Consider the following 15,391-nt stretch of genomic DNA (forward strand, 5'->3'; position numbering starts at 1 on the left):
ACGCAGCCTGAGCCACACGCCGCTGTTCCAGGTGATGTTCAACCATCAGCGCAGCGACTGGCGCGTGCTGGAACAACTCCCGGGCCTGAGCATCGAGCCCTACGCCCTGCCGGACGAAGCGGCGTTGTTCGAACTGACGCTGAACATCATCGAATCGACGGACGGCACGCTGGAGGCCGAGTTCATCTACGCCGACGAACTGTTCGATGCCGCGAGCATCGAGCGGCTCGGCGCGCATTACGCGAACGTGTTGCGAGCGCTGACGGATGACCCGGCGCAGCGCATCGGTGAAATTGCCTTGCTCGATGCGGCGCAATGGCGGCAACTGCGCGAATGGGGCAGCGGCTCCACTCAAGCACAAGAAGCCGACGACTTCGTTCACCGACGCATCGCCGCCGGCGCACAGGCCACACCGGACGCGCTCGCCGTCACCGGCATCGACGGCCGGATGACCTATGCCGAACTCGATCGTCGCGCGAACCGTCTGGCGGCGCGTCTGATGCGCGAGGGTGTCGGTCCCGAAGTGCGTGTCGGCCTGGCCATGTCGCGGACCGCCGGCCTGACGGCCGCGATGCTCGGCATCCTGAAGGCGGGCGGCGCGTATGTGCCGCTCGACCCGGCGTACCCGCCCGCGCGCCTCACGCACATGGCAAACGACAGCGCCATCGCGCTGCTGCTCGTCGACGATGCGTCGGAAGCGCACATGCGCGACGCCTGTAGCGTGCCCGTGCTGAACCTCGACACGCTCGACCTGTCCGGCGAACCCGACACCGATCCCGCGCCCGCCCTGCATCCTGACAATCTTGCATATGTCGTGTACACATCGGGCACGACGGGCCGTCCGAAGGGCGTCGCGGTGGCGCATGGCGCGCTGGCGTCGCACTGCCGGGCGATCGGCGAACTGTTCGGCTATGACGCGTCGGATTGCTGCCTGCATTTCGCGTCGATCAGTTTCGACGTCGCCGCCGAAGAGCTCTGGGTGCCGCTCACGCACGGCGCTTCGGTCCTGATGCGCGACGACGAAGTGTGGTCGGCCGGGCGGCTGGTCGATGAGATCCGCGCGCACGGCGTCACCTCGCTCAACGTGCCGCCGGCCTATATCGATGCCTTCGCGCGCGAAACGGCGGCGGGCGCGGTGAGCGTGCGGACCTGCATCGTCGGCGGCGAGGCGTGGTCGCGCGCGGGCTTCGATGCCGTGCGCGAACGGCTCGCGCCGCAGCGCGTCTTCAACGCCTACGGTCCGTCGGAAACGGTCATCACGCCGACCGTCTGGCAAGCCGATGAGCCCGCGTTCGACAGCGCCTATGCGCCGATCGGCCAGCCCGTCGGCGCACGCAGCGCCTGGGTGCTGGATGCGCGCAAGAACCCGGTGCCGCCTGGCGTGCCGGGCGAACTGCATATCGGCGGCGCGGCGCTGGCGCGCGGCTATCTTGGCCAGCCCGGCATGAGCGCGGCGCGCTTCGTGCCGGACCCGTTTTCCGACACGCCCGGCGCGCGCCTCTACTGCACCGGCGATCTGGTGCGCTGGCGCGCCGATGGTCAGCTCGAATATCTGGGCCGCCTCGACGAGCAGGTGAAGGTGCGCGGCTTCCGGATCGAACCCGGCGAGATCGAGGCGCGGCTGCGCATGCAGGACGGTGTCGCCGAGGCGGTCGTCGTCGCGCTGGATGCAGCCGACGGCACGGCGTCCAGACGTCTTGCAGCGTATGTCACGGCAGCAGCGGGACAGCCACTCGACCCGGCCGCCCTGCGCGCGGCGCTCGGCGCCACGCTGCCCGACTACATGGTGCCCTCCTGGCTGACCGTGCTGGATGCGTTGCCGTTGACGCCGAACGGCAAGATCGACCGGCGCGCGCTGCCTGCGCCGGAGATCGTCGCGGCGCCACTCTCCGAAGCGCCTCAGGGCGATACCGAAATCACGCTCGCCGGAATCTGGTCGCAGTTGTTGCGGCGCGAGGGCATCGGACGTCACGAGAACTTCTTCGAGTTGGGCGGCGATTCGATCATGGGCTTGCAGATCGTCGCGCGTGCGCGTCGCGCGGGCCTCGGCCTCAGCGCACGACAGATCTTCGAGCAGCAGACCATCGCGCAACTGGCGAGCGTCGTCACGCCGCTCGGTGCGTCGCCCGCCGAAGCCGCGCTGCCGGATTCGACTGTGGACACGAGCGCGCCTGTTCCCTTGCTGCCGATCCAGGCGTGGTTCTTCAGCGAAGCATTCGCGGCGCGCGATCACTTCAATCAGGCCGTGCTGCTCGACGTGGGCCGCGCGCTGGATACCGGCGCGCTGCAAGACGCGCTGAGCGCGGTGGTCGCGCATCACGACAGCCTGCGCGTGCGCTTCGAGCCGTGCGATTCGGGCTGGCGTCAACGCTATGCCACGGAGGATGAAGCCGCGCCGTCCCTCGACGTCATTGAAAACGTGGCGCTCGCGGAGATCGGGAAGCATTGCGACGCGGCGCAGGCCAGCCTCGACATCGAGCACGGCCCGCTGCTTCGCGCGATCGCGCTCGGCATCGAAGACGGCACGTGGCGGCTGTTCATCGCGATCCATCATCTGGTGGTCGATACCGTGTCATGGCGCATTCTCATCGACGACCTGCAACGTGTTCACGCTCAACGCGTGCGCGGCGAAGCGGCAACGCTGCCCGAACGCACGACCTCGTGTCAGGCTTTCGCACGCCAGCTGCACGAAGCGGCGCGCACACCGGACGTCGAGCGCGACCTCACGCACTGGCAACGCCTCGCCGAAGTGCGCGCGGCCTTGCCGCCGGGCATGCCGCACGCATCTGGCGTGCCGCAGCGCGCCGTCGTGCAGTTCGATCGCGCGACGACGCGGCGTATGCAACAGGACGCATCGGCGGCTTATCGGACGCAACTCGTCGATCTGCTGCTGCTCGCCACGGGCCGCGCGTTGTGCGCGTTCTCCGACAGCGCGGCGTTGCGTATCGACCTCGAAGGTCACGGACGCGAGCCGCTCTCCGGCCACGCCGATCTGAGCCGCACGGTCGGCTGGCTGACGAGCGTGTATCCGTTCGAACTCGCGCCGACCGGCGAGCCCGGCGCGGCGCTCAAGCGCGTGAAGGAAGCGCGCCGCGCGGTGCCGCATCGCGGCCTGAGCTTCAATCTGCTCAAGTATCTCGGTACGCCGTCGAGCCGCGCGGCGCTGGCGGGCATCGGTCACGCGGAGGTGCTGTTCAACTATCTCGGCCAGTTCGACGACGACGACCCCGGCCAAGGCTGGCAACTCGCCACGGAGGCGAGCGGGCGCACGTCGAGCGAACTGAATCGCGCGACGCATGCGCTCGAAATTTCGGCGCAGGTTCATCGGGGCGCACTGTCGCTCACGCTGCTGCATCCGCGCGGCGACCGCTACGACGCAGCCACGCTGACGACGCTCGCCGACGCGCTGCAGCGCGAACTGCTGGCCGTACTGGCGCACTGCGAAAGCGGCGCATCCGGGCTGACGCCTTCCGATGTGCCGCTTGCGGGCATCGACCAGGCGCGTCTCGATGCGTTGCCCGTGCGTGCCGCCGACGTCGCGGACCTGTATCCGCTCGCGCCGATGCAGACGGGCATCGTGTTCCACAGCCTGCTCGGACAGCAGCCGGGCGCCTATGTGAACCAGTTGCGCGTGGATATCGGCCGGCTGGATGGCGCGCGTTTCGAAGCGGCATGGACTGCCGTTGCCGCGCGTCACGACACCTTGCGTACCGGTTTTCTCTCCTTCGACGATGCCCCGCGTCAATGGGTGGCGCGCAGCATCGCGACGCCGTTCTTCACCGAGGACTGGCGTAACGAAGAAGCATCGACACTCGATGCGCGTCTCGACCGTTTCGCCGCCGCGCGCGTGACGCAGGGTTTCGATCTGGCGCGCGCGCCGTTGTGGCGGGTGGACGTGCTGCGCACGGACGTGGATCGACATCATTTCGTGTGGACGTTCCATCACGCGCTGCTCGATGGCTGGAGCGCCGCGCAGTTGCTCGCCGAAGTGCTGGCGACTTATGAGGGACGACCGGCTACCGGCGTGCCGGGACGCTATCGGGACTTCATCGCGTGGCTGGGCCAGCGGCCGCAGGCTGTCGGCGAGACCTGGTGGCGCGAGCAACTCGGCGCACTCGAAGGCCCGACGCTGCTGAGCCATGCATTGCCCGCACCGTCACGCGCCGATGCAGCGAGCGCCGCTTCATACGGCACGCATGCGCTGACGTGGGACGCCGCGCGTGCCGCGTCGCTCGGCCGCTTTGCGAAGTCCCGCCGCGTGACGCCGAATACGCTGGTGCAGGCCGCGTGGCTCGTGCTGCTGCAACGTTATACGGGGCAGCGCGCGGTGAGCTTCGGCGCGACCGTCGCGGGCCGTCCGGAAGCGCTCGCGGGCGCGGACCGCACGCTCGGCCTGTTCATCAACACCATTCCGGTGATCGGCGCGCCGGATCCCGCGACGAGCGTCTCGGCGTGGCTCGAACGCGTGCAGCGGCAGGGCGTCGCGGCGCGCGAGCACGAACACGTCGCGCTCTACGACATCCAGCGCTGGGCGCGCATCGAAGGCGGACAGGCGCTGTTCGACAGCATCGTCGTGTTCGAGAACTATCCGGTCGATGACATCCTGCATGCTTCCGGCGCGCGCGAGTTGCAGTTCTCCGGCTTGCGCAACGAGGACCGCACGAGTTATCCGCTGACGCTGTCGGTCACGCAAGGCAGGGCGGGCGAGGAAGCGCTGCGCATCGACTTCGACTACGCGAGCGATATCTTCGATGCCACGCAGATCGCCCGCATGGCAGCGCATCTGTCGGCGCTGCTCGATGCGTTCATCGCCGCGCCGGATGCACCGCTCGGAGCGCTCGACATGCTGGCCCCCGGCGAGCGCGCGCAACTGGAAGGCTGGGGCAGCGCGCCCGATGTCGCAGCGTCCGCGCCCGTGCATCTGCGCATCGCGCAACAGGCCGCGCGCACGCCGGATGCGCAGGCGCTGGTGCTCGATGACGAATCGATCGACTACGGCACGCTCGACCGCCGCGCAGAACGCGTCGCGCGTCATCTGCGCGCGGCGGGTGTCGGACCCGAAGCGCGCGTGGGCGTGCTGCTCGAGCGCTCGCTGACGATGATCGTCGCGATCCTCGGCGTGCTGAAGGCGGGCGGTGCTTATGTGCCGCTCGATCCGTCGTATCCGGCGGAGCGTCTCGCGTTCATGATCGAGGACAGCGGCATTGCGGTCGCGCTGACCGCGCCCACGGAAGAGACCTCGGATGTGCCGGTCGATGCGCTCGCGCGCCTCGGCGTCAGGACACTGGACGTGCATCGCATGACGGAGGACGGTGCAACGCCTTCAACAGCGCCCGCTGCAATCGTGCCTTCGCACCTCGCCTATGTGGTCTACACATCAGGCTCGACCGGCAGGCCGAAGGGCGTCGGCATCACGCACGACGGGCTGGCGCGTCATACGGACGTGTCGATCGGCATGTTCGGCATCACGTCGCGGGACCGCGTGCTGCAATTCTCGACCTTCAACTTCGACGGCTTCGTCGAACAGGTCTTTCCGACGCTCGCCGCCGGCGCGACGCTGATCCTGCGCGGACCGGAGCTATGGAGCAGCGAGCGCTTCCTCGAACAGGTGGCGCAGCAGCGCATCACCGTCGCCGACCTGACCACGGCGTACTGGAACGCGCTTGCACAGGACTTTGCCGAACGCGGCGCGCACGCAGTGCGTGCGCGCTGTGGCACGCTGCGGCGCGTGCATGCGGGCGGTGAAGCCATGCCCGCCGATGGCGTGCGGGCATGGCGCGCGGCGGGTCTCGAGCATGTGGCGCTGGCGAATACCTATGGTCCGAGCGAAGCAGTCGTGACGGCAACCTTGTTCGACTGTACGCCTTACGTGCGCAACGACGCATCCTTACCCGCGCAGATTCCGCTCGGCACGCCCCTCGACGGACGCACGCTGCGCGTGCTCGATGCGCAACTCAATCTGGTGCCGATGGGCGCGGCGGGCGAATTGTGTATCGGCGGGGCGCTGCTTGCACGCGGCTATCTCGGGCGCTCGGGACTCACCGCGACCCGCTTCATCGCCGATCCGCATGCGCGCACGCCGGGCGCACGGCTGTATCGCACCGGCGACGTGGTCCGCTGGAACGAGGACGGCACGCTCGCCTATCTCGGTCGCACGGACCATCAGGTGAAGGTGCGGGGCTTTCGCGTCGAACTGGGCGAGATCGAAGCACTGCTCGCGCAGCAGCCGAACGTGCGGGAAGCGGTGGTCATCACCCGCGATGGTCCCACCGGCGTGCGCGTGCTGGCGTACGCGGTGGCGGCGGCGGGCGCGACGCTCGATGGGCGGCAACTGCGCGACCAGCTTGCCGCGAGCCTGCCGGACTACATGGTGCCCGCCGCCGTGACGGTGCTCGACCGCATGCCGCTCAACCCGAATGGCAAGATAGACCGGCATGCGCTGCCTGCGCCGGGCGTGTCGTCGTCGGCTGCGTTGGCCGATCCGCCCGAAGGCGAGATGGAAACCGCACTGGCCGAAGTCTGGTCGGGCGTGCTGGACGTATCGCCGGTGCGCCGCTCCGACCGCTTCTTCGAACTGGGCGGCCATTCGCTCGCGGCGATGCAGGTGCAGTCCGCGCTGCGGGCGAAGCTCGGCATCGACGCGCCGCTCGCCGACCTGATGCGCAATCAGCCGCTGCATGAACTCGCGGCCGCGCTGGACGCGCTGAAACACTCCGTTGCCGATGACGCGGCGATGGCCGGCGCAATGCGCGATATCCTTGCGCAGTTGTGACGGTGCGCACGTGAACACCGAACAGATAACAAGTTTTTGAGGATCGACATGTCCCTGCTCCTGAATTTGATCCGACAGTCGCGCTGGATCCTGCTGCTGGCGCTGATCATCAGCGTCGTCGGCGGCTTCGCGAATGCGGGTCTCGTGGCCATCATCAACCAGGCGCTCGGCGCCACGCCCGAACGGCTGCCCACGCTGGGCTGGCAGTTCCTGCTGCTGGCGCTCGCGGTGCTCGTCACGCGCACGCTGTCGCAGACCGCCTTCGTGCAGCTCGGCCAGAACACCAAGGCCGCATTGCGCATGCGGACCATTCACAGCGTCACCGAGGCCTCGTACCAGAACCTCGAACGGCAAGGCGCATCCAGCGCGCTGACGGTGCTGACTTCGGACCTGGACACCATCGTCGTGTTCTTCCTGAGCCTGCCCTCGCTCGCGATGAACGGCTCCATCGTGATCGGCTGCCTGGCTTATCTCGGCTTTCTGTCGTGGCAGGTGCTGGTGTTCGCGGTGGTCACGGTGGTGATCGGCTCGCTCGGTTTCCATCTGGCCAACACGCGCGCGATGTTCCATCTGCGCAGCTCGCGCAATCGCGAGGACGATCTCGTCAAGCATTTCCGCGCGCTCTTCGACGGCGCCAAGGAACTGAAGCTGCATCGCCGCCGCAGGACCGCGTTCGTCGATGACGCCATCGCCGCGAATGTGGAAGCCGTGCGCGTGCAGCGTACGCGCGGCTATGTGCTGTACACGGCGGCGGCCAGCTGGGGCAGCATGATCCTGCTGGCGTTCATCGGCTGCGTGCTGTTCGTGCTGACGCGCTTTCATGCGGTGGACGTGCACGTGCTGTCCGGCTATGCGGTCGTGTTCCTGTACATGATCATGCCGATTGAAGGCCTGCTGTCGTCCATTCCGTCGCTCAGTTCGGCGAAGGTCGCGCTGGAACGCATCGACAAGGTGAACCGCGACCTGCCGAAGGAAAACGTCGAGCCCTCGGAAGCGGCAACCGCGTTCGAGAGCATTGCGCTCAACAACATCACGCACAGCTATTTCCGCGAGAAAGAGAACGAAGTGTTCAAGCTCGGTCCCGCGAACCTCGCGTTCAAGCCGGGTGAGCTGGTGTATCTGATCGGCGGCAACGGCAGCGGCAAGACCACGCTGGCCAAGCTGATCGTGGGCCTGTATGCGCCGGAGACCGGCACGGTGGAACTGAACGGCCGGCCGGTGAACGAGGCGGACCGCGAGCGCTATCGGCAGCATTTCTCGGTGGTGTTCAACGACTTCTTCCTGTTCGACGAACTGCATGGCTTTGCCATCGACGGACTCGACGCGCAGGCGCAGGAGCTGCTCGAACTGCTGCATCTGGAGCACAAGGTGACGATCCGCGACGGCCGGTTCTCGACCACGGATCTCTCGCAGGGCCAGCGCAAGCGTCTTGCGCTGCTGGTGGCGTATCTGGAAGACCGTCCGTTCTATGTGTTCGATGAATGGGCCGCGGATCAGGATCCGGCCTTCAAGGACGTGTTCTACCGGCGGCTGTTGCCCGACCTGAAGGCGCGCGGCAAGACCGTGCTGGTCATCACGCACGACGACCGCTATTTCTCGCTGGCGGACCGCTATATCAAGCTGGATTACGGCCAGATCGCCGCGACAGGCGACGGACGCGAGCTCGCGCAGCATTCGCTCGACGCGGCCGCCTGAACCCCACATTTCCCCGCAGTGCTGCAAAGAACCACGTAACGCGAACATGCCTGTGCTGAGTATTTCGAAGACCGCCCGGAAGCTGGCGGCAATGTGTGGCGGCGCCGTGCTGCTGGTGCTGGTGTCGGGGTGTCATACGCCGGCGGAACAAGCATCCGGCGCGGCCTACGACGTGACGATCAAGCGGACCCCGGACGGCGTGCCGCATATCGATGCCGCCGACTGGGGCAGCCTCGGCTATGGCGTCGGCTTCGCGCAGGCGCAGGATGCGCTGTGCACGCTGTCCGATGCCTTCGTCACCTGGCGCGGCGAGCGGTCGGCGAACTTCGGCGCGGAAGGGCATCCGCCGGGGCCATCGACCTTCGGCCGGCCCGCCAATCTCGATGCCGATTTCTTCTTCCGCTCGGTGATCGATCATGACGCGGTGACGCGTTTCCGCGATGCCCAGCCGCCGCGCGAACGTGCGCTCGTCGCGGGCTATGCGGATGGCTACAACCGCTATATCGACGAGCTTCATGCGGGACACTTTCCGGGCGCGCATGCAAGCTGTGCGGGCGCGCGCTGGGTCACGCATATCGATACCGACGATCTGTATCGACGTTTCATCGCCGCGAATCTGGCGGGCGGCACGATGCCGTTCCTGCGCGGCATCGCGCGGGCGCAGCCGCCGGGGGCTGCGGGTGCAGCAGCGACGGGCGGCGAGGTAGCGACGCTCGCCAGCGCCAATGGACTCGCAATAGGCGGGCAGGCCGGCATCGGCAGCAATGCGCTGGCGTTCGGTGCGGCCAGCACCAAGGACGGCCAGAGTCTGCTGTTCGGCAATCCGCACTGGTTCTGGCAAGGTCCGGACCGGTTCTATCAGATGCAGCTGCGCATTCCGCAGCAGATGGATGCGGCGGGTGCGGCGTTCCTCGGCGTGCCGATGGTGATGATCGGCTTCAACGAGAACATTGCGTGGACGCATACGGTGTCGAGCGCGCGGCGCTTCGGCATCTTCCAGTTGTCGCTCGTGCCGGGCGCGCCGACGCACTATCGCTACGAAGGCCGCGATGAAGCGATGCGCGCCGTGCCCGTCACCGTGCAGGTGCGCGACATGAAGACCGGCGCGCTCGCGCCCGTCACGCGCACGCTGTACCGGACGCGCTTCGGGCCGGTGGCGGATCTGTCGTCGCTGTCGCCGGCGCTGGCGTGGAACGGCGAGCATGCGTTCGCACTCGCCGATGTCAACGCCGACAACCCCGGCACCTTCTCCAACTTCCTGCAATGGAATCAGGCCAGCTCGCTCGACGATTTCATCGCGACGCAGAAGCACGCGGCATCGATGCCATGGGTCAACACGTTCGCCATCGGGCGCGGTAGCGCCGATGTCTGGTTCGCGGATATCGGCGCCGTGCCGGGCGTGACGGATGCGCTTGCCAACGCCTGCACGACGCCTGCGGGCCGCGCGGTGGATGCGCGCCTGCCCGGCGTGCCGTTCCTCGACGGTTCGCGCGCGGCGTGCGACTGGACGGCGCAAAAGCTGTCCGGCGCAGTGCGCACGGGCCGCATGCCGGTTGCATCGATGCCTGAGTTGCGGCGCGCGGACTATGTCGGCAACTTCAACGGCAGCTACTGGCTGACGAATCCGCACGCACCGCTGACGGGCTACGCACAAGTGCTCGGGCAAACGGGCACGGTGCAGTCCCTGCGCACCCGCCTGGGACATGGCATCGCCGCGCAGGCCATGTCTGCACCCGGCGGGGTCGATCGCGCGGCGCTGGAGCGGACGGTGCTGGCCAGTACGTCGATGTCCGCGCAGTTGTTCCTGAAGCCCGTGACCGATGCGGTCTGCAAGACGGCCATCGTGCGCGTGACGGCGGACCCGGCGAAGCCGGATCAGGCGCAGGAGGTGGATATTCGCGCTGCCTGCGCGGCGCTGCGGCAATGGGATGGCACGGCGAATGTGAATGCGCGCGGCGCGAATCTGTGGGATGCGTTCTGGCAGCGCGCCGCGTCGATGCCGGCGCTCCAGCATTACACGACGCCCTTCGATGCCGCGCATCCGCTCACCACGCCCGATGGCCTCGACACGTCGAATCCCGCGACGGTGCGGGCGCTTGGCGATGCGCTCGGCGGCGCGGTGCTCGCGTTGCGTGCGAATGGCTTTGCCGTCGACGCGACGCGCGGCGAGATGCATTACATCAGCGACGGAGCCCGGCGCATTCCGCTGTACGGCGGCTGTGATCTGCAAGGCTATTTCACGGTGGCGTGCGCGATGCAGCCGCTCAACAAGACCGGTGAGTCGCTGGACAGCGATGCCCATGGCAACAGCTATATGCAGGTCGTGAGCTTCGGTGCGGACGGTCCGCAGGCGGACACGATGCTGACGACCGGTGTATCCGAAGATCCGGCGTCGCCGTGGTATCGCGCGACCACACGCGTCTATGCGCAGAAGACCTGGACCCGCTTCCCGTTCAGCGAGCAGGCGCTGGACGCGATTCCCGATGTGACGAAGACGGTGCTGACGGGGGCGCGGACGGCGGCGCGGTGAGACCTGCCGCCGTCACCACGCAACCGTCTTGCCGTTGCGATCGACATAGCGCAGCCCCGGCTTCCCCTGCGCATCGATGATCACGCTGACCACGTCGGGAATGGCGTCGGCCATCGTGAATGGCGCGTCCGGTCCGCCCAGGTCCGTGCGAATCCAGCCGGGCGCCATCAGGAGCAATGAGCGTTGGCTGTTCGCTTGCCGGGCGGCATAGCTGCGCATGAACATGTTCAGCGCGGCCTTCGAACCTCTATAGAGCTCACGCCCGCCTTTCTCATTGCCCGCCACGCTGCCCTGTCCCGAGGACATGACGCCGATCAAGCCGCCTTCCTCGACGAGCGGCTCGAGGGTTTCAACGGCGCGCATGGGACTGAGCGCGTTCGTGACCATGACCCTGATGAACTCTTCCGTCGTGATCTCCGCAATCGTATCTTCGTGCTGCTCGTTGGCGGTGCCCGCATTCACGAAGAGCGCATCGAAACGTCGTGGGGCCAGCCGATCGCGCAGCGCGGCCAACTGGTCCGGATCCGTGATGTCGACGGATTCGATGGTCACGTTCTCCGGGTGATCATCCGCGAGGGCGTGCAGTGCCGTTCTGGCATGGCCGCGCACCGTGCCGACGACGTTCCAGCCGCGCTTCACGAATTCCTCCGCCATTGCATGGCCCAGGCCGCGCGAGGCGCCGATCAGCAGGATCGAGGGTCGTGGGGATTTTGCATCGCTCATGAGTGTTTCCGGTGGTGAGGATGCGTCCAGTATCGGCGCCGCTGCCGTCGTGCGCCAGACGCGTGGCGTGCACAATGGTGTTGCACGCCGCGCCACGCCGGCCGTGCAATCCACCGAACGCAGTCATGACCGATATCGACCTGAATCTTCTTCCGGCGCTCGATGCCTTGCTCGACGAATGCAGCGTGACGGCTGCGGCGCGGCGCCTCGGCCTGAGCGCTTCCGCGATGAGCCGTACGCTTGCCCGCCTCCGATCGATGACCGGAGATCCCTTGCTGGTGCGCGCGGGCAACGGACTGGTGCCGACGCCGCGCGCCATGGCGATGCAGGACCGGGTGCGCGATGTCGCCCGGGATGCCCGGACATTGCTTGGCCCGCAGGCCACCGAGGTCGATCCCGCCACGCTTGCGCGGACCTTCGTCGTGCGGGCGAACGAAGGCTTCATCGCACTGCTTGCCGCGGCGCTGGTGACCACGGTCGCGCGGGAGGCGCCGCGCGTGCGGCTTCGTTTCGTTCCCCGCGTGGTGAAGGACGCGGTGTCGCTGCGCGAAGGGCAGGTCGATCTCGAGATCGGAGTGCTCGGGCAATCCGCACCCGAAGTCCGGACCCGGTCGATCTTCCGGGATCGCTTCGTCGGCGTGGCGCGTATCGGCCATCCGTTGCTGCGGGATCCCGTCACGCCCGCGGCATACGCTGCCTGCCAGCATGTCGTTGCTTCGCGCAAGGCCGACTTCGAAGGCCCTATCGACCGGGCGCTGGCCGAATTCGGGCTCAGGCGGTCCATCGTGGCCGTCGTGCCCGGTTTTCCCGATGCGTTACGGATCGCCCGCGACTCGGATGTGCTCGCGCAAGTGCCGCGCAGCCTGATGCGCGGACGCTTGCCCGGTGCGGCCGCGCTTGCGGAGGGCCTCGTCGCTTTCGAACTGCCGGTGCTTGCGCCGGAGATCGTGGTCTCCGCCATGTGGCACCCCAGGATGGACCGCGAACCCGCGCACAAGTGGCTGCGCGACATCTTCATTTCCGTTTGCCGCGACGCGCTCGACGAGTGATCGCGTAGACGGTTGCGCGGGATCGTGTCGTTCCCGCTTCCCGCTTCCGATGTGCAGCCAATGCCATCAGTTTTGTTTATCGGACGACGCTGCAAAAAGGACATCGCTCCGGGCCCTGGTGCGATGCCGGAATCCCTTCTCATGCCGTCGAACAGCGGCACACCCCTGTGCCGCTGCTTGCCGCTGCGCTCTTTGCCATGGGTAAACCCTAGCCTGCTTACGATCCCCGATCTGGCTAACGTCCGCCGTTTGCAAGCAAGATCAAGAGGGAAGCATGCGTCTGGGTTGGTACTCAAGCCTCAAGCCGGTCGAGCGGCGAACGTTCTGGGCGTGTTTCGCCGGATTCGGTCTCGATTCGATGGATTCGAGCATTTTCTCGCTGGTCATCCCCGCGCTCATCGCCACCCTCGGGCTCACGCATCCTCAAGTGGGCTATCTGGCCACGGCGGCGCTGATCGGCACCGCGATCGGCGGCTGGGGCGCGGGTATTCTCGCCGACAAGATCGGACGCGTGCGCATCCTGCAATTCACCATCGTCTGGGTGGCCATCACGACCATCGCGGCAGCCTTCGCCAGCACCTTCCCGGTGCTGTTCGGCATCCGCTTCCTGCAAGGCCTGGGCTACGGCGGTGAAGCGGCGGTCGGCGGCGTGCTCATCAGCGAAGTGATCCGTCCCGTGCTGCGCGGCCGGGTCGCCGCTGCCGTGCAGAGCGGTTATGCGCTGGGCTATGCGTTGTCGGTGGCGTTGCTGCCGGTCATCGCGTCACTGTTTCCCGAGCAGTTCGGCTGGCGCGTGTTCTTCGCGCTCGGCGTGGTGCCCGCCATCCTCGTGTTCTTCATCCGCCGGCTGGTGCCCGAATCGGGCGTCTATGCGGAAGCCAAGGTGGCCCGCGCCAACGGCGTCTCCGCCAGCCCGTTCTGGGAAATCTTCGCGACCCGCCATCTGCGCCGCACGCTGGCCGCCGTCATCATGGCGACCGGCATCTTCGGCGGCGCGTATGTGATGATCACCTGGCTGCCCACGTACCTGCGCACCGCGCTGCATCTGTCGGTCGGATCGAGTGCGGGGTATCTGGCGTGCAATATCCTGGGGTCGCTGGTCGGTCCGCTGCTGTACGGGCTGCTCTCGGACCGGCTGGGCCGGCGGCCCGCGTTCATGACCTTCCTCGTCCTGCAGGCCATCAACGTGGCCATCTATCTGCTCGCGCCGATCGGCGCCGGCGTGACCGTCATTCTCAGCTTCTTCCTCGGTGCGTTTCAGGGCGCGCTGGCGTCGGGCATGCTGCCGACCTTCGCCGAACTGTTCCCGACCACCATCCGCGCGAGCGGTCAGGGATTCTGTCTGGGCGGCGGGCGTGGGTTCGGATCGGTCGTGCCGGCCACGGTCGGGCTGCTTGCCGCGAACCTGCCGCTCGGTACTGCAATGGGGACGTGCGCGCTGTGCGCGTATGGCGTCGCGTTCATCGCGGCCGTGTTCCTTCCGGAAACGAGCGGCAGCAACCTGCATGAGGCGGCGAGTGAGCACGCCGCGCCGGTCGAGACGCGTGCGCCAGAAGCACGTCTGGATCGCGAGCAGGTGTGAAGCCGGACGGCGCACCATCCGGCTTCGATCTCACAGGTGATAGAAGCCGTCGCTGACCGAGTTCTGCAGCGAGCCGTCGACGTACACGGAGACCGGCTCGCCGTCGGGCGAGACGAGAATCGCGCCCTTGGGCTGTTGTCCGGGCAGCTTCATGCGGCCGCCGTGGATGTCCTTCATCTGCTGGCTGTCGAGATCGACGGCGACGGGAATGTCGCTGATGGTCAATAGGTTCATGGTTGCGCTCCTGGCAAGGTTGAAAAGAGAACACATGGGCGGCCGGTCGCTTGCAGGAGCCGATGCATTTGTTATGCCATTCGCGCGGGCCGTGCTCGCCGTGCTCTCCGTGCATGAAGCACGCGGTCGTGTGGGCCGGCAACCACCATTCGCCGTCTTCCGGTCAGCGGCGCGCCAACAGTGTGGCGTTTTCAGTCGAGCGGGATGGCGAGGTGTTCGAGCACCGCGTCGAGGCTTCGGATGGAACCGGCGCGCGGCTGGGCGCCACGGTCGAGATGCAGCGCCGCGAGCCCGCTGCGGGTCGCGCCGAGATAGTCGTCCGCATAGGTGTCGCCGATCATCAATGCCTCGTTCGGGCGCACGTCGAGCGTGCGGCAGACGAAGTCGAACAGGCGCGGGTCGGGCTTGACATGGCCGACTTCGAACGACCATGCATGCGCATCGAGGGGGAAGGGCAACAGCGCCTGCAACGGCGCCGCATAGGGAAGCGCCAGGTTCGACGCGACAGCCAGCGCATAACCCTGCGCGCGCAAGGCCCGCAGCACGCGCGGCACTTCGGGATAGAGACGGATGCTCGCGAGTTCCGCCTGGAGGTCGCGCTCCAGCGCATCGATACGGTCGAGCCCGACATTCAGTGCTGTGGCTGCATCACGCAGCGACAATGGAGCGCTCATCAGCTGCGCGCGCGCTTCGAGCCGGTCCGGTTGCGGCTGCGCGAGCCGTAAGAGCCGCGCATAAGGCCGTCGCGGGTCGCCGATCTCGCACAGCGTGCCGAATGCATCGAAGACCACGGCCTTGATGGTCAT

At 67.3% G+C, this 15,391-nt stretch carries 8 protein-coding genes; 5 read left to right on the forward strand and 3 right to left on the reverse strand.

The window, feature by feature from the left end; all coding sequences use genetic code 11:
- Positions 1-7 precede the first annotated feature (7 nt).
- The 3 genes from QCE64_RS14335 to QCE64_RS14345 are packed head-to-tail and all read left to right on the forward strand — an operon-like array spanning position 8 to position 10,997.
- The gene (locus tag QCE64_RS14335) at positions 8-6,772 is read left to right on the forward strand and encodes a non-ribosomal peptide synthetase (protein WP_310005774.1); all 6,765 of its coding nucleotides are present in this window, start codon (positions 8-10) and stop codon (positions 6,770-6,772) included.
- A 48-nt stretch (positions 6,773-6,820) separates the two neighbouring features.
- Positions 6,821-8,467: a cyclic peptide export ABC transporter gene (locus QCE64_RS14340; RefSeq protein WP_310004441.1), complete on the forward strand. Its 1,647-nt coding sequence runs from the start codon at positions 6,821-6,823 to the stop codon at positions 8,465-8,467.
- A 46-nt stretch (positions 8,468-8,513) separates the two neighbouring features.
- Positions 8,514-10,997, forward strand: coding sequence for a penicillin acylase family protein (locus tag QCE64_RS14345; protein ID WP_310004445.1), 2,484 nt, complete (start codon positions 8,514-8,516; stop codon positions 10,995-10,997).
- A gap of 12 nt (positions 10,998-11,009) precedes the next feature.
- Here the strand turns inward: QCE64_RS14345 and QCE64_RS14350 are convergent, their stop codons facing one another.
- Positions 11,010-11,720: an SDR family oxidoreductase gene (locus QCE64_RS14350; protein ID WP_310004447.1), complete on the reverse strand. Its 711-nt coding sequence runs from the start codon at positions 11,718-11,720 to the stop codon at positions 11,010-11,012.
- 125 nt (positions 11,721-11,845) lie between these two features.
- Between QCE64_RS14350 and QCE64_RS14355 the strand changes: the two genes are divergently transcribed.
- Together QCE64_RS14355 and QCE64_RS14360 are read left to right on the forward strand one after the other, a co-directional pair.
- Positions 11,846-12,769: a LysR family transcriptional regulator gene (locus tag QCE64_RS14355; RefSeq protein ID WP_309920759.1), complete on the forward strand. Its 924-nt coding sequence runs from the start codon at positions 11,846-11,848 to the stop codon at positions 12,767-12,769.
- A 274-nt stretch (positions 12,770-13,043) separates the two neighbouring features.
- Entirely contained in the window at positions 13,044-14,351 is a 1,308-nt protein-coding gene (locus tag QCE64_RS14360) for an MFS transporter (RefSeq protein ID WP_309920763.1), read from the forward strand.
- A gap of 30 nt (positions 14,352-14,381) precedes the next feature.
- Here QCE64_RS14360 and QCE64_RS14365 read toward each other — a convergent pair whose 3' ends face one another.
- Both QCE64_RS14365 and QCE64_RS14370 read right to left on the reverse strand, forming a co-directional pair.
- Positions 14,382-14,585, reverse strand: a complete 204-nt coding sequence (locus QCE64_RS14365; RefSeq protein ID WP_309920766.1) for a hypothetical protein — start codon at positions 14,583-14,585, stop codon at positions 14,382-14,384.
- A 191-nt stretch (positions 14,586-14,776) separates the two neighbouring features.
- A complete protein-coding gene (locus QCE64_RS14370) occupies positions 14,777-15,391 on the reverse strand; it encodes an HAD family hydrolase (protein WP_310004449.1) in 615 nt (204 codons plus the stop codon).

It is taken from the genome of Caballeronia sp. LZ043, from assembly GCF_031451075.1.
In the GTDB taxonomy this organism is placed as follows: Bacteria; Pseudomonadota; Gammaproteobacteria; order Burkholderiales; family Burkholderiaceae; genus Caballeronia.